20 protein-coding genes are annotated in these 21,909 nt (G+C 73.8%); 16 read left to right on the plus strand and 4 right to left on the minus strand.

The genetic code is table 11. From position 1 onward, the window contains the following. Nucleotides 1-143: 143 nt before the first annotated feature. Nucleotides 144-1,130, minus strand: coding sequence for a UDP-glucose 4-epimerase GalE (gene galE, locus ACFVVX_RS25770; protein ID WP_387948995.1), 987 nt, complete (start codon nt 1,128-1,130; stop codon nt 144-146). 302 nt (nt 1,131-1,432) lie between these two features. Here galE and ACFVVX_RS25775 point away from each other — a divergent pair, with 302 nt between their 5' ends. Then, nucleotides 1,433-2,497, plus strand: a complete 1,065-nt coding sequence (locus tag ACFVVX_RS25775) for a S1C family serine protease (protein WP_387949117.1) — start codon at nt 1,433-1,435, stop codon at nt 2,495-2,497. Between the two features lie 143 nt (nt 2,498-2,640). Here ACFVVX_RS25775 and ACFVVX_RS25780 read toward each other — a convergent pair whose 3' ends face one another. Beyond that, nucleotides 2,641-3,846, minus strand: a complete 1,206-nt coding sequence (locus ACFVVX_RS25780) for a sensor histidine kinase (RefSeq protein WP_387948996.1) — start codon at nt 3,844-3,846, stop codon at nt 2,641-2,643. A gap of 333 nt (nt 3,847-4,179) precedes the next feature. Between ACFVVX_RS25780 and ACFVVX_RS25785 the strand changes: the two genes are divergently transcribed. From ACFVVX_RS25785 to htpX, 11 genes are all read left to right on the plus strand, one after another. Next, nucleotides 4,180-4,587, plus strand: a complete 408-nt coding sequence (locus tag ACFVVX_RS25785; RefSeq protein WP_387948997.1) for an NADH-quinone oxidoreductase subunit A — start codon at nt 4,180-4,182, stop codon at nt 4,585-4,587. After that, a complete protein-coding gene (locus ACFVVX_RS25790) occupies nt 4,578-5,276 on the plus strand; it encodes an NADH-quinone oxidoreductase subunit B (protein ID WP_387948998.1) in 699 nt (232 codons plus the stop codon). The genes ACFVVX_RS25785 and ACFVVX_RS25790 overlap by 10 nt, the downstream gene beginning before the upstream one ends. Next, a complete protein-coding gene (locus tag ACFVVX_RS25795) occupies nt 5,273-6,526 on the plus strand; it encodes an NADH-quinone oxidoreductase subunit C (protein WP_387948999.1) in 1,254 nt (417 codons plus the stop codon). The genes ACFVVX_RS25790 and ACFVVX_RS25795 overlap by 4 nt, the downstream gene beginning before the upstream one ends. Nucleotides 6,527-6,528: 2 nt before the next feature. Further along, nucleotides 6,529-7,482, plus strand: a complete 954-nt coding sequence (gene nuoH, locus ACFVVX_RS25800) for an NADH-quinone oxidoreductase subunit NuoH (protein ID WP_387949118.1) — start codon at nt 6,529-6,531, stop codon at nt 7,480-7,482. Then, nucleotides 7,479-8,036 (plus strand): NuoI/complex I 23 kDa subunit family protein, encoded by a 558-nt coding sequence (locus ACFVVX_RS25805; protein ID WP_387949000.1) that lies wholly within the window; start codon nt 7,479-7,481, stop codon nt 8,034-8,036. Before nuoH ends, ACFVVX_RS25805 begins: the two co-directional genes overlap by 4 nt. Continuing rightward, nucleotides 8,033-8,785, plus strand: a complete 753-nt coding sequence (locus ACFVVX_RS25810) for an NADH-quinone oxidoreductase subunit J (RefSeq protein WP_387949001.1) — start codon at nt 8,033-8,035, stop codon at nt 8,783-8,785. Before ACFVVX_RS25805 ends, ACFVVX_RS25810 begins: the two co-directional genes overlap by 4 nt. Before the next feature lie 6 nt (nt 8,786-8,791). After that, complete coding sequence (nuoK, locus tag ACFVVX_RS25815; protein WP_387949002.1) at nt 8,792-9,160, plus strand: NADH-quinone oxidoreductase subunit NuoK; 369 nt, start codon at nt 8,792-8,794, stop codon at nt 9,158-9,160. After that, nucleotides 9,157-11,196 (plus strand): NADH-quinone oxidoreductase subunit L, encoded by a 2,040-nt coding sequence (locus ACFVVX_RS25820; protein ID WP_387949003.1) that lies wholly within the window; start codon nt 9,157-9,159, stop codon nt 11,194-11,196. The genes nuoK and ACFVVX_RS25820 overlap by 4 nt, the downstream gene beginning before the upstream one ends. Nucleotides 11,197-11,264: 68 nt before the next feature. Further along, on the plus strand, nt 11,265-12,821 hold the full coding sequence (locus ACFVVX_RS25825) for a NuoM family protein (protein WP_387949004.1): 1,557 nt from the start codon (nt 11,265-11,267) through the stop codon (nt 12,819-12,821). Nucleotides 12,822-12,823: 2 nt separating this feature from the next. Then, the gene (locus ACFVVX_RS25830; RefSeq protein ID WP_387949005.1) at nt 12,824-14,428 is read left to right on the plus strand and encodes an NADH-quinone oxidoreductase subunit N; all 1,605 of its coding nucleotides are present in this window, start codon (nt 12,824-12,826) and stop codon (nt 14,426-14,428) included. A 139-nt stretch (nt 14,429-14,567) separates the two neighbouring features. Further along, nucleotides 14,568-15,431, plus strand: coding sequence for a zinc metalloprotease HtpX (htpX, locus tag ACFVVX_RS25835; RefSeq protein WP_387949006.1), 864 nt, complete (start codon nt 14,568-14,570; stop codon nt 15,429-15,431). A 37-nt stretch (nt 15,432-15,468) separates the two neighbouring features. On the opposite strand, the gene ACFVVX_RS25840 is transcribed toward htpX, so the two are convergent. Next, entirely contained in the window at nt 15,469-16,923 is a 1,455-nt protein-coding gene (locus tag ACFVVX_RS25840; RefSeq protein ID WP_387949007.1) for a PLP-dependent aminotransferase family protein, read from the minus strand. Here ACFVVX_RS25840 and ACFVVX_RS25845 point away from each other — a divergent pair. Further along, a complete protein-coding gene (locus tag ACFVVX_RS25845) occupies nt 16,922-17,827 on the plus strand; it encodes a DMT family transporter (RefSeq protein ID WP_387949008.1) in 906 nt (301 codons plus the stop codon). The genes ACFVVX_RS25840 and ACFVVX_RS25845 overlap by 2 nt on opposite strands. 64 nt (nt 17,828-17,891) lie before the next feature. On the opposite strand, the gene ACFVVX_RS25850 is transcribed toward ACFVVX_RS25845, so the two are convergent. Next, nucleotides 17,892-18,356, minus strand: a complete 465-nt coding sequence (locus tag ACFVVX_RS25850; RefSeq protein WP_387949009.1) for a hypothetical protein — start codon at nt 18,354-18,356, stop codon at nt 17,892-17,894. Between the two features lie 200 nt (nt 18,357-18,556). Between ACFVVX_RS25850 and ctaD the strand changes: the two genes are divergently transcribed. The 3 genes from ctaD to ACFVVX_RS25865 all read left to right on the plus strand — a co-directional run bounded on the left by ctaD (nt 18,557) and on the right by ACFVVX_RS25865 (nt 21,814). Next, nucleotides 18,557-20,275: a cytochrome c oxidase subunit I gene (gene ctaD / locus ACFVVX_RS25855; RefSeq protein ID WP_387949010.1), complete on the plus strand. Its 1,719-nt coding sequence runs from the start codon at nt 18,557-18,559 to the stop codon at nt 20,273-20,275. Between the two features lie 113 nt (nt 20,276-20,388). Next, complete coding sequence (locus tag ACFVVX_RS25860; RefSeq protein WP_387949011.1) at nt 20,389-20,814, plus strand: BlaI/MecI/CopY family transcriptional regulator; 426 nt, start codon at nt 20,389-20,391, stop codon at nt 20,812-20,814. A gap of 13 nt (nt 20,815-20,827) precedes the next feature. After that, a complete protein-coding gene (locus ACFVVX_RS25865; protein WP_387949012.1) occupies nt 20,828-21,814 on the plus strand; it encodes a M48 family metalloprotease in 987 nt (328 codons plus the stop codon). The last annotated feature ends 95 nt before the right edge of the window (nt 21,815-21,909 follow it).

Consider the following 21,909-nt stretch of genomic DNA (forward strand, 5'->3'; position numbering starts at 1 on the left):
GGGGGCGCGGGGGGGGGGGTTGTCGGTGGGCTGAATGTCCCGTGGCGTTTCCGCGCGGGCGGCGTGCTCCGCCCCCGGGGGGCCCCCCCGGGGGGGCGGGGGCGGGGGGGGGGGGCGGGGGCCCCCCCCCGACCGGGCGGAACCTAGCTCTTCCGGGCCTCCGGGTGGCGGCTGCACCAGCCCTCCCACGCCGAGGCCGCCATCTCCTCGACGCCGTACCGGGCGGTCCAGTCCAGCTCGCGGCGGATCAGCTCGGCGGAGGCGACCACCCGGGCCGGGTCGCCGGCGCGGCGCGGGGTGACCTCGCCGGTGGCGTCGTAGCCGGTGACCTTGCCGATCACGTCCAGCATCTCCTTGACGCTGACGCCCTCGCCGCGGCCGATGTTGAGGATCAGAGCCGTCTCGCCGGCCGGGTCGGCGGCCAGCCGCCTGGCGGCCGCGACGTGGGCGGAGGCGATGTCCGCGACGTGGATGAAGTCGCGCACGCAGGTGCCGTCGGGGGTCGGGTAGTCGGCGCCGAAGATCCGCGGGGCGGTGCCGGCGGTGAGCCGCTCGAAGACCATCGGGATCAGGTTGAACACGCCCGCGTCGGACAGCTCGGGCGAGGCCGCGCCGGCCACGTTGAAGTAGCGCAGCGAGACGGTGGACATGCCGTGGGCCTTGCCGACCGCGGACACCAGCCACTCGCCGGCCAGCTTGGTCTCGCCGTAGGGGCTCATCGGCGCGCACGGGGTGGACTCGGTGACCAGGTCCACGTCGGGCATGCCGTAGACGGCGGCGGAGGAGGAGAACAGGAAGCGCTTCACCCCGCCCTCGGCGGCCGCCTCCAGCACGGTCTGCAGGCCGATCATGTTCTCGCGGTAGTAGAAGAACGGCTGCTCGACCGACTCGCCGACCTGCTTCTTCGCCGCGAAGTGCAGGATCCCCTGCACGCCGTGCTCGCGGATCGCCGCGTCCAGGACGGTCCGGTCCAGGGTGGAGCCCTCGATCAGGGCGACCCCCTGCGGCAGCCGGGTGCGGTCACCGGTGCTGAAGTCGTCCAGGACGGCCACGCGCTCGCCCGCGTCGAGGAGCTGCTGCACCACGTGCCCGCCGATGTATCCGGCACCGCCGGTGATCAACCAAGTCATGGCCCGCATCCTAGGCGTTCCGGGTTTCCGTCCGGTGCCGGGCGAGTCGGCGCAAAGATTCGGACATATCGGTGAAATGCTCACAAAGAGCTCTGTGATCTCCCGATGATCCCGGCAGTGAGCCCTCCGGCCGCCCTTCGGTCGTTCCGCGGGCGGCTCCGGGCGGTCTGCGGGTGATCCCCGCGCGATCCCCGCGTGTGGCGACGGAATCGGAGGCAGCCCAGGTGAACCGCAAGAAGGAACCCACCCGCCCGCTCCCGGCCGGGCCCCGCCCCACCGGTCCCAAGGCCTTCGGCGCCCGACTGCTCGCGCCCGGGGCGGTCGCCGCGCTGACCGCCCTGGCACTGGCCGGGTGCAGCAGCGGCTCCTCGGAGAGCTCGTCCTCCTCGGTCGCGGCCGGCGCCTCCTCCTCGTCCTCCTCCCCGACGGCCAGCGGCAACCAGCTCCAGGACGCCTACCAGAAGGTGATCGCCGACGTGCTGCCCTCGGTGGTGCAGATCACCACCGCCAACGGCCTGGGCTCCGGCATCGTCTACGACAACAAGGGCGACATCGTCACCAACGCCCACGTGGTCGGCACCGCCACCACCTTCGGCGTCACCCTGGCCAACAGCACCAAGGCGCTGGACGCCACGCTGGTCGCCAGCTACCCGGAGTCCGACCTCGCGGTGATCAGGCTGACCAGCCCGCCGAACGGCCTCCGGCCGGCCGCCTTCGGTGACTCCGCCAAGGTCGAGCTGGGCCAGATCACGCTGGCCATGGGCAGCCCGCTGGGGCTGTCGAGCAGCGTCACCCAGGGCATCGTCTCGGCCACCGGCCGGACCGTCTCCGAGCCGCAGGGCGGCGGCTCGCCGGGCGCCACCATCGGCAACATGGTGCAGACCTCGGCGGCGATCAACCCGGGCAACAGCGGCGGCGCACTGGTCAACCTGGACAGCCGGGTGATCGGCATCAACACGCTGGCCGCCACCGAGCCGGAGACCAACGGCGCCGCCGCCCCCGGCATCGGCTTCGCCATCCCCGCGTCCACCATCACCAGCATCACCGACCAGCTGATCAAGGACGGCAAGGTCACCAACTCCGGCCGCGCGGCGCTCGGCATCACCGCCCGGACCTACTTCGACCAGAACTTCCGGCCGGCGGGGGCCACCATCGTGGCCGTCGCCGGGGGCGGACCGGCCGACTCGGCGGGCCTCCAGGTCGGCGACGTGATCACCAGGATCGGCGACACCCCGGTCGATTCGCTGAACTCGCTGACCACCGCGCTGGCCTCGCTCACCCCGGGCACCAAGGTCACCGTCACCTACACCCGCGACGGGCAGTCCAGGACCGCCGATGTCACCCTCGGGACCCTGCAGACACCCTGAGCCCCTGTCGGCGCTCCGCCCGCCCGCCGCGCAAGGGTCCGCGGGCGGGGCGCCGTACGGGAACGGCCGGGACCTCGTCACTGCCTCGACGAGGTCCCGGCCTTTTGCCGTCTGCTGCGGTTCTGCCGGGGTCCTGCCGGGGGTCAGCGGCGGGCGGCGCGGGTGCGCCAGGGGAGCTCGATGGTGACCGTGGTCGGACCGCCGTGCGGGCTCTCCACCAGGAACACCCCGTCCACCGCCCGGATCCGGTCGGCCAGCCCGGCCAGGCCGCTGCCCGGGTAGGGGGCCGCGCCGCCCTTGCCGTCGTCCTGGACCAGCAGCATCAGCTGGTCGCCGGCCCGCCAGACGTCCACCGCGGCGGAGCGGGCGCCGGCGTGCTTGGAGACGTTGGTCAGCAGCTCGCTGACGGTGAAGTACGCGATGCCCTCCACGGCGGAGTCCGGGCGTTCCACCTCGCCCCCGGCGTTCTTCAGCTCGACGTTCACCTTGACGCCGTCGGGCACCGTGCAGCGGGCGGCCACCGCGGAGAGCGCCGCGTCCAGCCCCCGGTCGGTGAGCACCGCCGGGTGGATGCCGCGGGCCAGGTCGCGCAGCTCCTGGAGGGCGAGCTTCACCTCGCCGTGCGCGTTGTCCACCATCTTCGCGGCGGCGACCGGGTCCTCCTCCAGCTTCATCTTGGCCAGGCCGAGGTCCATCGCCAGCGCCACCAGCCGGGCCTGGGCGCCGTCGTGCAGGTCGCGCTCGATCCGGCGCAGGTCGGCGGCGGCGGTGTCGACCACCGTGCCCCGGTCGTCCTCCAGCTCGCGGACCCGCTCGGACAGCGCGCCGGGGTAGAGCAGGGTCTCCACCAGCATCCGGTCCACGGCCCCCTCGAAACGGACCACCCAGGGCAGCACCGGCCAGCCGACGATCACACAGACCAGCGTCACGGCGAAGCTGAGCACGCCCCAGGGCAGCAGCAGCACGTTGTACAGCGCGGACCGCCAGCTCAGCGCGTCGGTGAGGTGGGCGATCGCGTACCCGGTGGCACCCGGGCGGGGCCGGTGCACCGGCTCCGGCTCGTGCACCTCGGAGCCGTACACCGAGCGGGCCCGGCGGCGGGCGACCGCGCCCAGTCCCCGGCAGCCGGCCAGGCCGGCCGCCAGCAGCGGCAGGCCGATCACGGTGATCGACAGCGACAGGCCGATCGACAGCAGCGCGATCGTGAAGACGAACCCCGCGATGCCGATCGGCAGGTTGAGCATCAGCTGCCCGACCTGCTTCCACATCCGCGCGCCGTACAGCCGGTCGCGCTCATGGTGCGCGTCCTGCTCCTTGTTGGCACCCGCGGCGCGGTGCAGAGGCTTCATCTGGATCTACCGTCCCTCTCGTCGAGCTGGTGATCCAAGCTTCCCTGGTGGGGGCCGGCCGGTGCCATGGGGGTGATACGTCTTCCCGGGCGGGGGTTATCCCCACCCCGGCGGCCCGTACCGGGGCGCGGCCCGGAAGGCCGCCGGCCGGCGCCCGGGTGTCCACCGGCTGTCCACCGGTTGTCCACGGGCCGTCTTGAGGATCGGGCGGGGTGCGGGGGCATCCGAGCCGTGCACTTAGACTCACGCATTGGCGATGGTTATGACCGTGTAAAGAAACGTCGTAGAACTGCCCTCCAGGCGGTTCTCACGGCCGATGTGGAGGCGAGGGGCATGGAGGCGCAGCACGCGGCTGCCGACCCGGCGGCCGGCAGCGGCTACTTCGACGCGTATGCCGCGATGGGCCTGCTCGCCGTCGTCGGCGTGCTCTTCGTCGCCGTGGCGTTCACCGCCAACCGGCTGCTGCGGCCGGTGGTGTACTCGCCGGAGAAGCTCCTCGCCTACGAGTGCGGCGTGGACCCGGTGGGGGAGGACTGGGCGCACACCCAGATCCGCTACTACGTCTACGCCTTCCTGTACGTGATCTTCGCGGTCGACGCGATCTACCTGTTCCCGTGGGCGACCGTCTTCGCCACCGCCGGGTACGGCGCCGGGACGCTGATCGAGATGTTCGTCTTCATCGGCTTCCTCGCGGTCGGGCTGCTCTACGCCTGGAAGAAGGGCGTTCTGGAATGGACGTGACGCACAACCACTCGCACGCGCAGGGCGCCTCCGGCGGACCGGTCCCGCTGGGCCTCCCGGACCCGGCGCGCCCCGGTGCCGCGATGGAGCGGCGCGCTCTCGGCCCGCTGGCCCGGCTCGCGCCGGACCCGGTCAAGGTGGTCCTGAACTGGGGCCGCCGCTACAGCCTCTGGTGCTTCAACTTCGGCCTGGCCTGCTGTGCGATCGAGTTCATCGCCGCGTCCATGGCCAAGCACGACTTCATCCGGATGGGTGTGATCCCGTTCGCGCCCGGCCCCCGACAGGCCGACCTGATGATCGTCTCGGGGACGGTGACCGACAAGATGGCGCCCGCCGTGAAGCGCCTCTACGAGCAGATGCCCGAGCCGAAGTACGTCATCTCCTTCGGGGCCTGCTCCAACTCCGGCGGGCCCTACTGGGACTCCTACTCCGTCACCAAGGGCGTCGACCAGATCATCCCGGTCGACGTCTACGTGCCCGGCTGCCCGCCGCGGCCGGAGGCGCTGCTCCAGGGCATCCTCAAGCTCCAGGAGAAGATCGCCGCCGAGTCGCTGCCCCAGCGGTACGCCGCGCCCGCCGCCGCGCTGCGCCGTCCGCTGGTCGCGGGGCCGGCTGCGGACCCGGGTCCGGCCGAGGGCCCGGCTGCGGGTCCGGCTGTGGGCCCTGCTGTGGAAGGGGGAGCCTCATGAGCAGCGCCGAGCAGTACGCGGCGTCGGTCGGCGAGTGGGCCACCGGCGCCGAGGCGTACGGGCTGATCACCGTCGACGTGCCCGCCGAGCACTGGATCGAGGCGCTGACCGCCGCCCGGGACGGGCTGGGGCTGAGCTTCTTCGACTGGCTGAGCGCCGTCGACGAGCTGGCCGAGGGCTTCTCCGTGGTCGCGCACCTGGCCGCCCCGCAGGCGCCCGGCGTCCGCCACCTCGCGCTGCGGACCCGGGTGCCCCGGGACAAGGCCGCGCTGCCGACCGCCGTGGCGGTGTACGCCGGTGCCGCCTGGCACGAGCGCGAGACGCACGAGATGTTCGGCATCGAGTTTCCCGGGCACCCCTACCTGGCCACCCTGCTGCTGCCGGACGGCTTCGAGGGGTACCCGCTGCGCAAGGAGTTCGTGCTCGCGGCCCGGGTCGCCAAGGCCTGGCCGGGGGCCAAGGAGCCGGGCGAGTCGGACCACGGCGACGGCCCGGCGCGGCGCAAGATGCAGCCGGCCGGTGTGCCGGACCCGAACGAGTGGGGCCCGCTGAAGGGAACCCTGCCGCCGGTCGCCGAGCGGCCCGCGCGTGGTGCGCGGGCGGCGGGGGCGGCGCGTACGCCGCGTGCGGCCGGGGCTGCGGCCGGTGCCGGTGTCGGCGCCGGTGCGGCCGAGGGTGCTCCCGCCGTGCGGGCGGACCGGCCCCGGCGGACGCGGTCCGTCGACGCGGGCTCGGTGAGCCAGGCGGCCGAGGGCGCGCCCGCGGCCGAGGGCGCGCCCGCGGCCGAGGGCGCGGGGGGTGCCGCCGCCGAGGGCGGGGCGCCGCTGCGCGCCGACCGGCCGCGGCGGACCAGGTCGGTGTCGGAGGGTTCGGCGAGCCAGGCGGCTCCTGCCGCCGACGCTGCCGAGGCGGCTGCGGCCGTCGCGCCCGCCGAGGGTGCCCCGGCGAAGCCCGAGCGGGCGGCGCCGGCCCGGACGCAGTCCTCGGACGCGCCCTGGCACACGCCGTCGCCGGCGCACGAGCCGACCGGTCCCGAGAAGGCCGTGGAGCCGGAGAAGGCTGCCGGACCTGAGAAGGCCGTGGAGGCCGAGAAGGCTGCCGAGGCCGGGAAGGCCGCCGAGCCGGTGAGGCCTGCGGTGCCGCAGCCGCCCGCCGGGCCCGGGACGTCGGACGGGCCGACTTCCGGTGCCGAAGCCCCTGCCGAGACCCCCGCCGATCAGGCCCCCGACCAGGACGGAGACAGCGCGTGAACCTGCTCGACACGTTGCTCCGCTGCGTCGCCACGCTCGTCGTCTTCCTCACCTTCCCCCTGATCATCGGCCAGACCGAGCACAAGGTGATGGCGCACATGCAGGGCCGGCTCGGCCCGATGTACGCCGGCGGCTTCCACGGGTGGGCGCAGCTGGTCGCCGACGGTGTGAAGTTCGCGCAGAAGGAGGACATCGTCCCGGCCGGGGCGGACCGCCGGATCTTCCAGCTGGCGCCCGCCGTCTCGCTGCTGCCGTACCTGTTCGTGCTGCTCGCCATCCCGGTCGGCCCGGACGGCTTCGTCGGCCAGGCCGTCGACGCCGGTCTGTTCTTCGTCCTGGCCGTGATGGGCGTCGGGGTGATCGGCAAGCTGATGGCCGGCTGGGCCTCGGCGAACAAGTTCTCGCTGCTCGGCGGTCTGCGCACGGCCGCCCAGCTGATGTCCTACGAGCTGCCGATGGTGCTCGCGGCCGCCTCCGTCGCCATGGCGGCCGGGACGCTGTCGCTGCCCGGGATCGTGGACGCCTGGCAGTGGTACTGGATCCCGTGGCAGATCATCGGCGCGTTCGTGTTCTTCACGGCCGGTCTGGCCGAGCTGCAGCGCCCGCCGTTCGACATGCCGATCGCCGACTCGGAGATCATCTTCGGCGCGTACACCGAGTACACCGGCCTGCGCTTCGCGTTGTTCCTGCTCTCCGAGTACGTGGGCATCCTGGTGGTCTCCGGGCTGACCGCGGTGCTCTTCCTGGGCGGCTGGCACGGCCCGCTGCCGGACGAGCTCGGCTGGCTCTGGACGATCCTGAAGACCTTCGCGCTGGCCTTCGTGGTGATCTGGCTGCGGGTCACCTACCCGCGTCTGCGGGAGGACCAGCTGATGCGCTTCGCGTGGACGGTGCTGATCCCGCTCGCCCTCGTCCAGCTCGCCCTCACCGGCATCATCAAGGTGGCGATCTCATGAGCTTTCCCGGCTCCGGCCTGGCCAAGGGCCTGGCCGTCACGCTGCGGACGATGACGAAGAAGAGCGTCACCGCGCAGTACCCCGACGTCCAGCCCGTGCTGCCGCCGCGTTCGCGCGGTGTGATCGCGCTGCTGGAGGAGAACTGCACGGTCTGCATGCTCTGCGCCCGTGAGTGCCCGGACTGGTGCATCTACATCGACTCCCACAAGGAGACGCTGCCGGCCGCCGATCCCAACGCCCGGGCCCGTACCCGCAACGTGCTGGACCGCTTCGCGATCGACTTCTCGCTCTGCATGTACTGCGGGATCTGCATCGAGGTCTGCCCGTTCGACGCGCTGTTCTGGTCGCCGGAGTTCGAGTACGCCGAGACGGACATCCTGGAGCTGACCCACGAGCGGGACAGGCTCCGCGAGTGGATGTGGACCGTCCCGGCGCCGCCGGCGCTGGACCCGGCGGCCGAGGAGCCCAAGGAGATCGCCACCGCGCGCAAGGCCGCGGACAAGCTGGCGGCCGCTGCCGCCGCCGCGTCGGACGAGGGGGGTGAGGGGCAGTGAGCGCCGTCGCCCTGCTCGCCGCGACCGGTCCGCTGGACCCGGCCGGCCGCTCCTTCCTCTCCCCGACCGGGGTGGAGATCGTCTTCCTGCTGGTCGGCATCGCCGTGCTCGGCTCGGCCCTGGTCGCCGTCACCACCAAGCAGCTGGTGCACGCCGCGCTCTGGCTGGTGGTCGCGCTCGGCGGACTGGCGGTGGAGTTCCTGCTGCTCACGGCCGAGTTCATCGCCTGGGTGCAGGTACTGATCTACCTCGGCTCGGTGGTCGTCCTGGTGCTGTTCGGCCTGATGCTCACCAGGGCGCCGATCGGTCGCTCGCCGGATGCCGACTCGGGCAACCGCTGGGTGGCCCTGGCGGTGGCGCTGGCCTCGGCCGGGACCTTGGTGACGCTGGTCGTGGACGCCTTCCGGACCTCCTGGATCGACCTGGGCGCGGGCGGCGGCTCGGCCGCGGTGACGGGTGCCAGCCTGTTCCGGACCTGGGTGCTGCCCTTCGAGGCGCTCTCCGTGCTGCTGCTGGCCGCGCTGGTCGGGGCGATCGTGCTGTCGCGCGGCGCCCAGCGGCGGGTGCCGGCACCCCGGGCCGGGCGGCTCCGGGCCGGGCGGCCGGTGGGCTCGAACGGGACCGTCGCCGCGACGGCGCCCCGCCCGGAGCCGTCCGCGCCGGCCTCCCCGGCCGCTGCCGACGCCGCCGCTGACGCCGCTGCCGACGCCGCTGCTCCGGCTTCGACGACTCCGCCTCAGGAGGGCTGACCGCCGATGCACCTCGCCTATCCCGTCGTCCTCGCCGCGCTGCTGTTCAGCGTCGGCGTGTACGGCGTGCTCGCCCGGCGCAACGTCGTCCTGGTGCTGATGTCCGTCGAGCTGATGCTCAACGCCGTCAACCTCAACCTCGTCGCCTTCGACGCCTGGCTGCGCGACTCGCTGCACGCAGGCCAGGCGCTCACCCTGTTCACCATCACCATCGCCGCCGCCGAGATCGGCCTCGGGCTCGCCATCGTCCTGCTGCTCTTCCGGGCGCGGGGCACCGCGGACATCGACAAGGTCACCGCACTCGGCGATCCGTCCGAGGACGCGCCCGAGACGGCGGAAGCCGACAGCGGACTGAAGGGCCAGGCCGTCGCATGAACCTCGCCCTGCCCGTCCTCGTCCCCGCCCTGCCCGCGCTCGGTGCCGCCGCCACCCTGGCCGTCGGCAAGCGGGCCCCGGGCCTGGCCCGGCCGCTGGCGATCGTGCCGGTCGCCGTCTCGGCCGTGCTCGCCCTGGTCGTCGCGCTCCAGCTCGGCAGCGGCCAGGCGCTGGACGCCGCCACCCGGCTCACCCCGACCGGCGGGCCGGACATCGCGCTCGCGATCCACCTGGACGGGTTCAGCTCGCTGATCTCCGTCCTGGTCGGCCTGGTCGCCACCTGTGTGCAGGTCTACTCGACCGCGTACCTCAAGGACGACCCGCGCTACCCCTCCTACGCGGCGCTGGTCTCGCTGTTCACGGCGGCGATGTTCCTGGTCGTCTACTCGGGCGACCTGATCGTGCTGCTGGTCGGCTGGGAGGTCATGGGCATCTGCTCGTACTTCCTGATCGGCCACCACTGGGAGACCGCCGACGCCCGCTCGGCCTCGCTGAAGGCCTTCCTGGTCACCAAGCTCGGCGACGTGCCGTTCCTGTTCGGCCTCTTCCTGCTCGGCGCCGACGCCGGGAGCTTCCGGATCGAGGACGTCCTGTCGGCGGCCGCCGACGGACGGCTCGGCCACCCGACCCTGATCGCGCTGCTGCTGCTCTGCGGCGTGGCCGGCAAGAGCGCGCAGTTCCCGCTGCACACCTGGCTCCCGGACGCGATGGCCGGCCCGACGCCGGTCTCCGCGCTGATCCACGCCGCCACCATGGTCGCGGCCGGCATCTACCTGGTCGCCCGGCTGATGCCGGTCTTCCTGCTGTCGGGTGCGGCCCTGGTCGTGCTCGCGGTGATGGCCGCCGTGACGATGATCGGATCGGCACTCTGCGCGCTCGCCCAGGACGACCTGAAGCGGGTGCTCGCGTACTCGACCGTCGGCCAGCTCGGCTACATGGCCGGCGCGCTGGCCAGCGGTGACCGCGAGGCCTCGGTGTTCCACCTGATCAGCCACGGTGTCTTCAAGGCGCTGCTGTTCCTGGCGGCCGGTGTGGTGATCCACGCCGCGCACACCAACTCCCTCTCGGCGATGTCCCGGATGCCCGGGCTGCGCCGACGCGTCCCGGACGCCTACTGGACGATGGGCATCGCGCTGGCCGCCCTGGTCGGCCTCCCGCCGTTCGTCGGCTTCTTCAGCAAGGAGGCGGTGCTCACCGCCGCCGAGCACGCCGCCAACGGCGAGGCGCTGACCAACGGACTCGGCCCCGCCTCCGCCGTCCCGGTGGCGGCCGGGTGGATCGTGCTGATCTCGGCCGGGCTCACCGCGCTGCTCACCGCCGCGTACGCGACCCGGCTGTTCCTGGTCGCGTTCCACGGGCCGGACGGCGCCCGCGCCGCGACCGCCGCCGCCGCCGTACCGGCCGAGCCCGAGGCGGACGCGCCGTACTCGCCCGAGGTGGACGAGGCCGACCCGGCCACCGCCGAACCGCCCGCGATGCGCTGGCCGCTCTGGGTGCTGGCCGTTCCGACCATGGGCCTCGGCGTGGCCGGCCTGCGCTCGGACTGGCTGCCCGCCCTGCTGGACGGCGGCTCGCTGCGGCCCTCGCCCGCCACCGCCGTGATCGGCACCGGCCTCGCCGTGGCGGGCATCCTGCTGGCGTACGCGGCCTGGCGCTCCGCCACCGCACGGCTCACCGCCGGCCGACCGGCCCCGGCGGCCGAGGGCCGGGTACCCGAGCAGGCCGGAGCCCCGGCCGCCGAGGTGATCGTCGCCGACCCCGGGCGCACCCTGCTCGGCCCGCTGTTCGGCCCGGCCCGGCACGGCTTCGGGGTGGACCGCCTCTACAGCGCGCTGTTCGTCCGCCCGGTGGGCGCCGCCGCGCGGCTGGTCCGCTTCCTCGACCGCGAGGTCGTCGAGACGTACGTACGCGGCAGCGGGGTCGGCGCCAACCTGCTCGGCCGGGCCGTCCGGCTCGCGCAGACCGGCAACGCGCAGACCTACCTCAGCGCACTGCTCGCCGGCGTCGTGCTGCTGGCCGTCCTGGTGGCGGTGTAGCGCATGCCCGACCGCAGCACTTCGAACCGGCCGACCGCCGCCCCGACCGCAGCAGCTTGGAGCACCCGATGAACGCAGTCCTCATCGCCCTCCTGGTGCTGCCGCTGCTCGGCGCCGCCGTCACCCTGGCACCGGTGTTCGGCACCGACGGGCCCACCGCCGACCGGCGGGCCCTGCGGCTGAACACCGCCGTCACGGGCGCGGTGCTCCTGCTCACCGTCGCCCTCGCGGCGGGCTTCGACCACGACGAGCCCGCCCGGATGCAGGCCACCACCGACGTGGCCTGGATCCCGGCCATCGGCGTGCGCTTCCACCTCGGCGTGGACGGCGTCTCCCTGCCCCTGATCGTCCTGACCTCGCTGCTCACCTTCCTCTGCGCGGTGTACTCGGAGCGGCGCCTGCCCTCGGGGGACGGCGTGCCGACCGCCCGGTCGTTCGTCGGGCTGTTCCTCCTCCTCGAAGTCGGCATGCTCGCCACCTTCGCGGTGCTGGACCTGGTGCTCTTCTTCCTGGCCTTCGAGATCGTGCTGATCCCGATGTACTTCCTGATCGCCCGCTGGGGGAGCGGGGCGAAGGCGCCGGCCGCCAACCGGTTCATCCTGTACACGCTGCTCGGCTCGGCCGTGATGCTGCTCGGCTTCCTGCTGGTGGGCAGCAAGGCGGGCACCTTCGACATGCAGGCCCTGGCCGCCGCGCACGGCAGCGGCATGAGCCACACCACCCAGGTGGTCGCCGCGCTGGCGATCATGATCGGGCTCGCGGTCAAGGCCCCCGCCTGGCCGCTGCACAGCTGGCTCCCGGACGCGCACACGGCGGCGCCCACCGTCGGCTCGGTGCTGCTCGCCGGCGTGCTGCTGAAGATGGGTACGTACGGTCTGGTCCGGGTCCTCCTCCCGGTCGTGCCCGACGGCACCACGACGCTCGCCCCCTACCTGGGCGCGTTCGCCGCCGTCGGCATCGTCTACGGCTCGCTGGCCTGCCTCGCCCTCGCCCGCCCCGGAGCCAAGGGCGACCTCAAGCGCCTGATCGCCTACTCCTCCGTGGGCCACATGGGCTTCGTCCTGCTGGGCATCGCCTCCCTCACCCCGGTGGGCGTCAACGGCGCGCTGTTCGCCAACATCGCCCACGGACTGGTCACCGGCCTGCTGTTCTTCATCGTGGGCGCGCTCAAGGACCGCTACGGCACCGCGGACCTCGACACCCTCGCGGGCGCCACCGGCGGCGCCCTCTACGGACGGGCGCCGCGGATCGGCGCGCTGCTCGCCTTCGCCGCCGTGGCCAGCCTCGGTCTGCCCGGGCTGGCCGGCTTCTGGGGCGAGCTGCTCGCGATGTTCGGCGCGTTCGACCCGGCCGAGGGCCTGTCGCGCCCCGCGTTCGTCACCTACATGGTCCTGGCCGGCCTCGGCACCCTCCTCACCGCCGCGTACCTCCTGATCGTGGTCAAGCGGGTCTGCATGGGCGACCCGAAGCAGCCCGCCCCGGTACCGGAGGTGGCCGACCTGCGCCCGTACGAGGCCGTCAGCTGGACGCCGCTGGCCGCCCTCACCCTGCTCGCGGGCCTGTGGCCCGCGCTCCTGCTCGGCCTGTCCGACCCCGCCGTCAAGCACCTCCTCGGGGGTGGCTGATCATGACCGGCACCCTGCTCGGCGCCCAGCCCGCACTCGGATCTCACTCCACGGGGCAGCCCACTGTGACCTCCCTCGCCGTAGCCGACCCGGGCGGACTGATCCAGTCCGTGGACTGGGTGGCGATCGCGCCCCCGCTGATCGCCGCCGTGGCCGCCCTGGCCGTGCTCATCACCGACCTCTTCCTGCCCGAGCGCCACAAGAAGCTGCTCGGCTGGTTCTCCGCGGCCGGGCTCGCCCTCGCGCTCCTCGCCCTCCTCCCGCTCACCGGGGGCTCACCACGAGCCACCTTCTGTGCGCAGAACGTAACAGGCGCCACTGACATCGCGGGTTGCTCCTACGTGGCCGACCACTTCGCGCTGGTCTTCCAGCTGCTCGCGCTCGGCGGCGCGCTGATCGCCGCGCTGCTGTCGGTGCACACCGTCGAGGAGGAGTGGCTGCCCGGCGGGGAGTACTGGTTCCTGCTGCTCGCCAGTGCCAGCGGCGCCGCGCTGCTGCCGGCCTCCCGCGACCTCGCCACCCTGGTGATCGCGCTGGAGGTGGCCTCGCTGCCCGCCTTCGCCCTGGTCGCGCTGCGCCGCGACGGCCGCGGCGCGGAGGCCGCGCTGAAGTTCTTCCTCTCCTCCGTCACCGCCACCGCCGTGATGCTGCTCGGCGTCGGCTTCGTCTACGCCGCCAGCGGCAGCCTGCACCTGGGCGCGGTCGCCGAGGGCCTGGAGCACGCCCCCGCCCAGCTGAAGCCGCTGGCCGAGGCCGGCGCGGTGCTCACCCTGGTCGGCTTCGCCTTCAAGGTCGCCGCCGTCCCGTTCCACTTCTGGGTGCCCGACACCTACACCGGGGCCCCGCTGCCGGTGGCCGGCTACCTCTCGGTGGTCGGAAAGGCGGCCGGCCTCTCCGGCCTGGCGCTGGCCACCACCATCGCCTTCCGCCCGTACGCGCACACCTGGGGCCTGGTGCTGGCGGTGCTGGCCGCCGTCACCATGACGGTGGGCAACGTGGGCGCGCTGCGCCAGCGCTTCGACACCCGGCACAGCGCGGTGCGGCTGCTGGCCTGGTCCTCGGTCGGCCAGGCCGGCTACCTGCTGGTACCGCTGGCCGCGGCCGGCTACGCGCCGACCGGGGCCGACCCGCTGGGCGCGACCGCCGCGTACGCGCTGATCTACGGGGTGGTGAACCTGGGCGCCTTCGGCGTGGTCGCCGCGGTCGGCCGCCGCGCCGGGACCAGGGTCGACGACTTCCGCGGCCTGTTCGCCCGCCGTCGCTGGACGGCCCTGGCACTGGCCTTCTTCCTGCTGTGCCTGGCCGGGCTGCCGCCGGGCGTCATCGGCCTGTTCGGCAAGGTGGTGGTGTTCCGCGCCGCCGTCGACGCCGGGCTGGGCTGGCTCGCCGTGGTGATGGCCGTCAACGTGGTCATCGCGCTGTACTACTACCTGCTCTGGACGGCGCGGCTGTTCGCGCCGGACGGCGGCGGCGCCGAGGAGCGGCCGGCCGAACACCGGCTGCCCGTCCCGCTGGCGGCCACCCTCGGCCTGACCGCCTCGGTGGCGGTGGTGCTCTCGGTCGCCCCGCAGCTGGTCCTCCAGGTCGCGGGCGGCACGCTCTTCTAGGATCCGTCCTCGGTCGCCCGCCCGGGCCGGGCGGGCGACAGGGTGCGCACAAGGGAACAAGGCCGACGGCCCCGCCCGTTGTCGGGGCAGAGGGACGAGGCAGAGAGGGCTTCCCCACCGCACCATTGGAGGGCCTGCCGTGCACCGCCGGCACAACGGACTGAGGACCGCAGCACTGCTCGGCGGCCTCTCGGCGCTGATCCTGGTGATCGGCTCCTTCTTCGGCCGCACGGGCTTCGTGATCGCCCTGCTGGTCGCCCTCGGCACCAACGCCTACGCCTACTGGAACAGCGACAAGCTCGCGCTGCGGGCGATGCGGGCCCGCCCGGTGAGCGAGATCGAGGCGCCGCGGCTGTACCGGATCGTCCGTGAGCTCTCCACCTCCGCGCGCCAGCCGATGCCGCGTCTGTACATCTCCCCGACCCCGGCGCCGAACGCCTTCGCGACCGGGCGCAACCCGCGCAACGCGGCGGTCTGCTGCACGGACGGCATCCTGCGGCTGCTGGACGAGCGGGAGCTGCGCGGCGTGCTCGGGCACGAGCTGAGCCACGTCTACAACCGGGACATCCTGATCTCCTCGGTCGCCGGGGCGCTCGCCTCGGTGGTGATGTTCCTGGTGAACTTCGCCTGGCTGATCCCGTTCGGCCGCAGCGACGACGACGACGGCCCCGGGCTGTTCGGAATGCTCGCGATCATGATCCTGGGCCCGCTGGCCGCCGCGCTGATCCAGCTGGCCGTCAGCCGCTCCCGCGAGTACCAGGCCGACGCCGACGGCGCCCGGATCACCGGCGACCCGCTCGCCCTGGCGAGCGCCCTGCGCAAGCTGGAGGCCGGCACCCGGCAGCTGCCGCTGCCACCGGAGCCGCAGCTCCAGACGGCCAGCCACATGATGATCGCCAGCCCGTTCCGCCCGGGCGAGGCGGGTGCCAGGCTGTTCTCCACCCACCCGCCGATGGCGGAGCGGATCGCCCGGCTGGAGCGGATGGCGGGCTACCGGCGGTGACGGTCCGCCACCGGGCCCGGTCCGGCCGGGCCCCGGCTCAGCCGACCACCTCCTCGTAGGCGCGGCGCAGCTGGTGGACGCCCTCGGCGATCCGGGTGGAGCTGTCCACGGCGGCGTAGCTCAGGCGCAGGTGCGGGGCCGGCGGCTCGGCGGCGTAGTAGGGGCGGCCGGGCGTGACCAGGACCCCGGCGCGCAGGGCGGCCGCGGTGAGGGCGCTCTCGTCGGCGCCGTCCGGCAGACGCAGCCAGAGGTGGTAGCCCCCGGCCTGGTGCGGGCCGAGCAGACCGGGCAGCTCCCGGCGGAGCGCGGCCACCGCGGCCACCCGCCGGTCGCGCAGCTCCGCGCCGAGGGCGCGCAGGTGGCGGGCCCAGCCCGGGTCGGCCACCAGCTCCAGCGTCGCCTCCTGGAGCGGCCGGGGGACGAAGAAGCTGTCCACCACCTGGGCGGCCCGCAGCCGCTCCAGGGCCGGGCCGCGCGCGGTGAGCGCGCCGACCCGAAGGTTGGGCGAGGTGGCCTTGGTCAGCGAGTGCAGGTGCACCACCACGCCGTCCGGGTCGTCGGCGGCGAGCGGGCGCGGCAGCACGGGCGAGTCGGTGTGCACCAGGCGCCGGGCGAAGTCGTCCTCGATGACGAACGCCCCGGCCGCCCGGGCGATCCGCAGCACCTCGGTCCGCCGCTCGGGCGACAGCACCGCGCCGGTCGGGTTCTGGAACAGCGGCTGGCAGACGAACGCCCGGGCCCGGGTGGCGTCGAAGGCGTCCGCCAGCAGGTCGGTCCGCACCCCGTCCGCGTCCACCGGGACGGGGACCGGCCGCAGCCCCGCGGACCGGGCCACCGCGAGGATGCCCGGATAGGTCGGCGACTCCACCAGGACGGGGGCGCCCGGGGCGATCAGCGAGCGCATGGCGACGGTCAGCGCGCTCTGGCCGCCGGCGGTGACCAGGACGTCGCCCGCGCCGAGCAGCCCGCCGCTGCCGCCGATGTCCCGGGCGAACCAGGCGCGCAGCTCGGTCAGCCCCGCCGCCGGCGGCCGCTCCCAGGCACCCGGCCGCCGCCCGGCCCGCGCCAGCGCGGCGGCCAGCAGGCGCTCCGGCTGGAGCGAGGCGTGCGGGTAGCCGCCGTTCAGGTCGATCACCTCGGGCGAGGGCACCGCCAGGGTCGCGAACAGCGGACCCGCGCCGAGGTCGCGCGGTCCGGCGTCGGCGCTGAGCGCCACCTCCTGCCAGGAGAGGTCACCGGGGCGGGTCGCGCTCACCGCCGCCGGGCCGCCCGAGCCGCGGAAGGCGGCGGCCCGGAACACCCCGGCGCCCGGCCGGGAGAGCACCAGCCCCTCGGCGGCCAGGACGGCGATCGCCCGCGAGACCGTCACCGGGCTGACCTGATAGCGCTCCATCAGGGCCCGGCTGGGCGGCAGCTTCCCGCCCTCCGGGTAGCGCTCCACCTCCCGCCGCAGCCTGTCGGCGAGATCGGTCACGCTGGTACGCTCATTCATGACGGTACAAGATAGCGCTATCCGGCATTCGGCAGTAGCAGGCCCGCAGGAGCGGTCCGGTACGGCCCTCGCCGCACTCGCGGTCCTCTCCTTCTCCTTCAGCTTCCCCGCGACCACCTGGACGCTGGCCGACTTCGGCCCCTGGACGTCCGCCGGACTGCGTTGCGCGCTGGCCGGCCTGCTCGCCGCGATCTGCCTGGCGGCCGCCCGCGTCCCACTGCCCGAACGCCGGCACTGGCCGGGACTGCTGGTGGTCTCGGCCGGCTGCGTCCTCGGGTTCCCGCTGCTGACCACGCTGGCGCTGCGCACCTCCTCGACCGCGCACTCGGCGGTCGTCATCGGGGTGCTGCCGCTGGCCACCGCGGTGGCCGCGGCGCTGCGCACCGGCGGCCGCCCGTCCCGCCGGTTCTGGTGCGCCGCGCTCGCCGGGGCGGCGGCCGTGCTGGCCTTCACCCTGCTGCAGAGCCACGGGCGGCCGACCGTCGCCGACCTCTACCTGTTCGCCGCGCTGCTGGTCTGCGCGGCCGGGTACGCGGAGGGCGGGCGGATCTCCCGGGAGCTGCCGGGCTGGCAGGTGATCGCCTGGGCGGTGGTGGTGGCGCTGCCGGTGACGGTCCTGACCGCCGGGATCGCGCTGACCGCCGAACCGGTCCGGTTCGGGGCGAAGGCGGTGGCCGGGCTGGCGTACACGGCGGCGGTCTCGCAGTTCGGCGGGTTCGTGCTCTGGTACCGGGGGATGGCGCAGATCGGTGTGCCGAGGGCCAGTCAGCTGCAGCTCGCGCAGCCGCTGCTGACGCTGGGCTGGTCGGTGCTGCTGCTGGGCGAGGGGTTCCCCGCGGCGGCGCTGGTCACCGCGCTGGTGGTGCTGGTCTGCATCGCCGTCACCCAGCGGGCCCGGGTCTGATCCGGGCGGCCGTGCGCCCGCGCCCCGGACGGGCGCGGGCGCGGGCGCGGTGCCGGGCGGGCGGTCAGAACACGGTGTCCTCCGGGCGGTAGACGCACAGGGCCCAGATGATGAAGACGTCCAGCGCGATCACGATGAACGACCAGAACGGGTAGTACGGCACGGCGAGGAAGCTGTCCAGGGCGCTCACGACGGTGAGGACGATACCGGCGTACCGGGCCCAGGGGGCGCCCTTGAGCAGGAAGGCGCCGACCACCGCGACCAGCGCGCCGACGATCACGTGGATCCAGCCCCACCCGGTGAGGTCGAAGCGGAAGACGTACCGCTGGGTGGTGAGGAAGACGTCGTCGTCGGCGATCGCCATGATCCCGCGCAGCATCTCCATGAAGCCGTTCAGCAGCATCAGGACACCGGCGAAGATCACCAGGCCGGGCGCCCAGTCGCTGAACTTGTTCGTCCCCGGCGGAGGCGGCGCGTTGGTGCCCGAGCGCCAGGGCGGGGGTTGGTCGGGGGCGGACTGGCTGCTCATGGACTCCTCCTAGACCGAACAGTCGTACGGACTTCGACGGTCCGCCCGGCCCGGGCGCCGGGCAACCGGGCCGCACCTGTTCGGGTGACGCGCCCGCGTGCCCCCGGTCGGCGCGGCCCGCGACTGGTAGTGCTTGTCCGACGACCGTCCGGTGGCCGTGGGGAGGCGGCCGCCGGCCCCGAGCACGGAAGGCGCGGTGCATGACGCTTCTGCCGCAGGACGTCCCGGAGCAGGCCCCGCACCCCTCACGCACCCCCCGGCTGGACCGCTGGCTGGCCGCCGGTCGGCGCCGCCGCGGCCGGGCCCTGGTCGGCTGGCTGACCACCACCGACCACAAGCGCATCGGCACCCTCTACATGACCACGGCGTTCGGGTTCTTCCTGGCGGGCGGCCTGATGGCGATGCTGATGCGGATCGAGCTGGCCCGGCCGGGGCTGCAGTTGCTCTCCAACGAGCAGTTCAACCAGCTGTTCACCATGCACGGCACGATCATGCTGCTGATGTTCGCGACCCCGCTGTTCGCCGGGTTCGCCAACTGGATCATGCCGCTGCAGATCGGCGCGCCCGACGTGGCCTTCCCCCGGCTGAACGCGCTCGCCTACTGGTTCTACCTGTTCGGCTCGCTGATCGTGATGGCCGGCCTGCTGACCCCGGACGGCGCGGCCGACTTCGGCTGGTTCGCCTACGCGCCGCTGAACAGCCTCCAGCACAGCCCGGGCATCGGCGCGGACCTCTGGATCATGGGCCTGGCGCTCTCCGGGTTCGGGACCATCCTCGGCGCGGTCAACTTCATCACCACGATCGTCTGCTTCCGGGCGCCGGGCATGACGCTCTTCCGGATGCCGATCTTCGTCTGGAACATCCTGCTGACCGCCGTGCTGGTGCTGTTCGCCTTCCCGGTGCTGGCGGCGGCGCTGCTCTGCCTGGAGTCGGACCGCAAGTTCGGCTCGCACGTCTTCGACCCGGCCAACGGCGGGGCGCTGCTGTGGCAGCACCTGTTCTGGTTCTTCGGCCACCCCGAGGTGTACATCATCGCGCTGCCGTTCTTCGGCATCATCACCGAGGTGATCCCGGTGTTCAGCCGCAAGCCGGTGTTCGGCTACAGCGGCCTGGTCGCGGCCACCCTCGCCATCACCGGCCTGTCGATCACGGTCTGGGCCCACCACATGTTCGTCACCGGGCAGGTGCTGCTGCCGTTCTTCGCGATCATGACGATGCTGATCGCGGTGCCGACCGGGGTGAAGTTCTTCAACTGGATCGGCACCATGTGGCACGGCTCGCTGAGCTTCGAGGCGCCGATGCTCTGGACCGTCGGCTTCCTGGTCACCTTCCTGTTCGGGGGCCTGACCGGGGTGCTGCTGGCCGCGCCGCCGATCGACTTCCAGGTCTCCGACTCGTACTTCGTCGTCGCCCACTTCCACTACGTGGTGTTCGGGACGGTCGTCTTCGCGATGTTCGCCGGCTTCCACTTCTGGTGGCCCAAGTTCACCGGGCGGATGCTGGACGAGCGGCTCGGGCGGATCCACTTCTGGACGCTCTTCGTCGGCTTCCACGCCACCTTCCTGGTGCAGCACTGGCTGGGCGCAGAAGGGATGCCCCGCCGCTACGCCGACTACCTGGCCTCGGACGGCTTCACCACGCTCAACACCGTCTCCAGCATCGGCTCGTTCCTGCTCGGCCTCTCCACGCTGCCGTTCCTCTACAACGTCTGGCGCACCGCGCGGTACGGCGAGCCGGTCACCGCGGACGACCCGTGGGGGTACGGGCGCTCGCTGGAGTGGGCCACCTCGTGCCCGCCGCCGCGGCACAACTTCACCACGCTGCCCCGGATCCGCTCCGAATCCCCGGCCTTCGACCTGCACCACCCGGACATCGCCGAGCTGGACCGGCGGCAGAACGCCGGACTGCCGCTGCACTGAGCCCGCCGGGCACACCGCGAAAGGGCTGCGAGCGGGCCGCGAAAGGGCCGCTCGTTAGGATGGCAGGGTGTCCCGCCGTCGGCGGGGCGCGGCATCCGGAGGGAGCGGCCGTCATGGCTGAGGAGAGGCACGCCCCGGCGGCCGGGGATCCGCGGGCCAGACGGCGCGGCCAGGGCGAGCTGGAGGCCCAGGTGCTCGCGGTGCTCCAGCGGGCGCCCGGCCCGGCCACGGCGGGGTGGGTGCAGGAACGGCTGGACGGCGGCCTCGCCTACACCACCGTGATGACCATCCTGTCCCGGCTGCACGCCAAGAAGGCCGTCTCCCGGACCCGTTCGGGCCGCTCCTACCGCTGGCAGGCCTCCTCCGACGCGGCCGGCCTGGCCGCCCTGCGGATGCGCCGGATGCTCGACGGCGAGCCGGACCGGGACGCCGTGCTGGCCAGCTTCGTCACCGCCCTGCTGCCGCACGACGAGGAACTGCTGCGGACGCTGCTGGACAGTGCGTCCGCCGATCCGGCCGCGGCCGACCGCGAGAACTGAACAGAGCCGAACCGTGGGCGTCTTCGTCTTCCTCCCGCTCATCCTCCCGCTGACGGCGGTGCCGATCGCCCGGCTCGCCGGTCAGCACCTGCACCCGCGCGGCGCGGCCCGGCTGCTCACCGCGATCAGCGCGGTGATGGCGCTGTGCAGCGCGCTCTGCCTCGGGCTGATCGGCGTGGTGGGCACCGCGCAGATCCCGGGCAACCCGCTGCCGGACAGCTGGTCCGACCCGGAGGTGCGGGCGGCGCTGCAGTACCACGAGACGATCGGGACGGCGGCGATCTGCGTGCTCCTGGTGGTGGCCGCGGCCACCACCAGGACGGTCGTGCGGCACCTGCGGGTCCGGGGCCGGGCCCGGCGGGCGCTGGAGGGGCTGCCGCCCGGCGGTCCCGATGCCGTCGCCCCGGCGGGCGGCCCCGGCCTCTTCGGCGATGTCGCCGTGCTGCCGGACGGGACCCCGTACGCGTACGCGCTGCCCGGCTCGCCCGGGCGGGTGGTGGTGTCCACCGGCATGCTGGCCGGGCTGGCCGCGGACGAGCGGGAGGCGCTGCTCGCCCACGAGCGGGCGCACCTCGTCCACCGGCACCACCGCCACCTGCTGACCACCCAGCTGGCCGGGTGCGTCAATCCGTTCCTCCGGCCGTTGCAGCAGGCGGTGGCGTACAGCGCCGAGCGCTGGGCGGACGAGGAGTCCGCGCAGGTGGTGGGCGACCGCCGGATCACGGCCCGCGCGGTGGCCCGCGCCGCCCTGGTCTCGCGCCGGGCGCCCGTCCCCGGCTTCGCGGCCTTCGCCGCGCCGGGCCCGGTGCCCGGGCCGGTCCCGCGCCGGGTGGCCGCGCTGCTCGGCCCGGTGCCGTCCTCGCGGAACTGGCCGCCCGCGCACACCCGGGCGGGCCTGGCCGCGATGGTGGCCGCGGCGGGGGCGGCGGCGTCCGCGCTCTGCGCGCTCAACGCGGCGGTGGCACTGCTGCTGGTGCTGAAGGCCGTCACCCCGTTGTAGGTCCTGTCCGGCCGATCTTGCCGGGGGCCGGTGGCGGCGCCGGCCCCGGGGCCGAACTCGGCTGCGGGGAGCGGGAGATCACTTGCGCAAGGCCC

Source organism: Kitasatospora sp. NPDC058170, from assembly GCF_042883905.1.
In the GTDB taxonomy this organism is placed as follows: domain Bacteria; phylum Actinomycetota; class Actinomycetes; order Streptomycetales; family Streptomycetaceae; genus Kitasatospora.

Coding starts and splice junctions, on each gene's coding strand:
- galE (WP_387948995.1), bottom strand. CDS start 1,130: ATGACTTGGTTGATCACCGGCGGTGCCGGATACATCGGCGGGCACGTG.
- ACFVVX_RS25780 (WP_387948996.1), bottom strand. CDS start 3,846: ATGAAGCCTCTGCACCGCGCCGCGGGTGCCAACAAGGAGCAGGACGCG.
- ACFVVX_RS25785 (WP_387948997.1), top strand. CDS start 4,180: ATGGAGGCGCAGCACGCGGCTGCCGACCCGGCGGCCGGCAGCGGCTAC.
- ACFVVX_RS25790 (WP_387948998.1), top strand. CDS start 4,578: ATGGACGTGACGCACAACCACTCGCACGCGCAGGGCGCCTCCGGCGGA.
- ACFVVX_RS25795 (WP_387948999.1), top strand. CDS start 5,273: ATGAGCAGCGCCGAGCAGTACGCGGCGTCGGTCGGCGAGTGGGCCACC.
- ACFVVX_RS25805 (WP_387949000.1), top strand. CDS start 7,479: ATGAGCTTTCCCGGCTCCGGCCTGGCCAAGGGCCTGGCCGTCACGCTG.
- nuoK (WP_387949002.1), top strand. CDS start 8,792: ATGCACCTCGCCTATCCCGTCGTCCTCGCCGCGCTGCTGTTCAGCGTC.
- ACFVVX_RS25820 (WP_387949003.1), top strand. CDS start 9,157: ATGAACCTCGCCCTGCCCGTCCTCGTCCCCGCCCTGCCCGCGCTCGGT.
- ACFVVX_RS25825 (WP_387949004.1), top strand. CDS start 11,265: ATGAACGCAGTCCTCATCGCCCTCCTGGTGCTGCCGCTGCTCGGCGCC.
- ACFVVX_RS25830 (WP_387949005.1), top strand. CDS start 12,824: ATGACCGGCACCCTGCTCGGCGCCCAGCCCGCACTCGGATCTCACTCC.
- ACFVVX_RS25845 (WP_387949008.1), top strand. CDS start 16,922: ATGACGGTACAAGATAGCGCTATCCGGCATTCGGCAGTAGCAGGCCCG.
- ACFVVX_RS25840 (WP_387949007.1), bottom strand. CDS start 16,923: ATGAATGAGCGTACCAGCGTGACCGATCTCGCCGACAGGCTGCGGCGG.
- ACFVVX_RS25850 (WP_387949009.1), bottom strand. CDS start 18,356: ATGAGCAGCCAGTCCGCCCCCGACCAACCCCCGCCCTGGCGCTCGGGC.
- ctaD (WP_387949010.1), top strand. CDS start 18,557: ATGACGCTTCTGCCGCAGGACGTCCCGGAGCAGGCCCCGCACCCCTCA.
- ACFVVX_RS25860 (WP_387949011.1), top strand. CDS start 20,389: ATGGCTGAGGAGAGGCACGCCCCGGCGGCCGGGGATCCGCGGGCCAGA.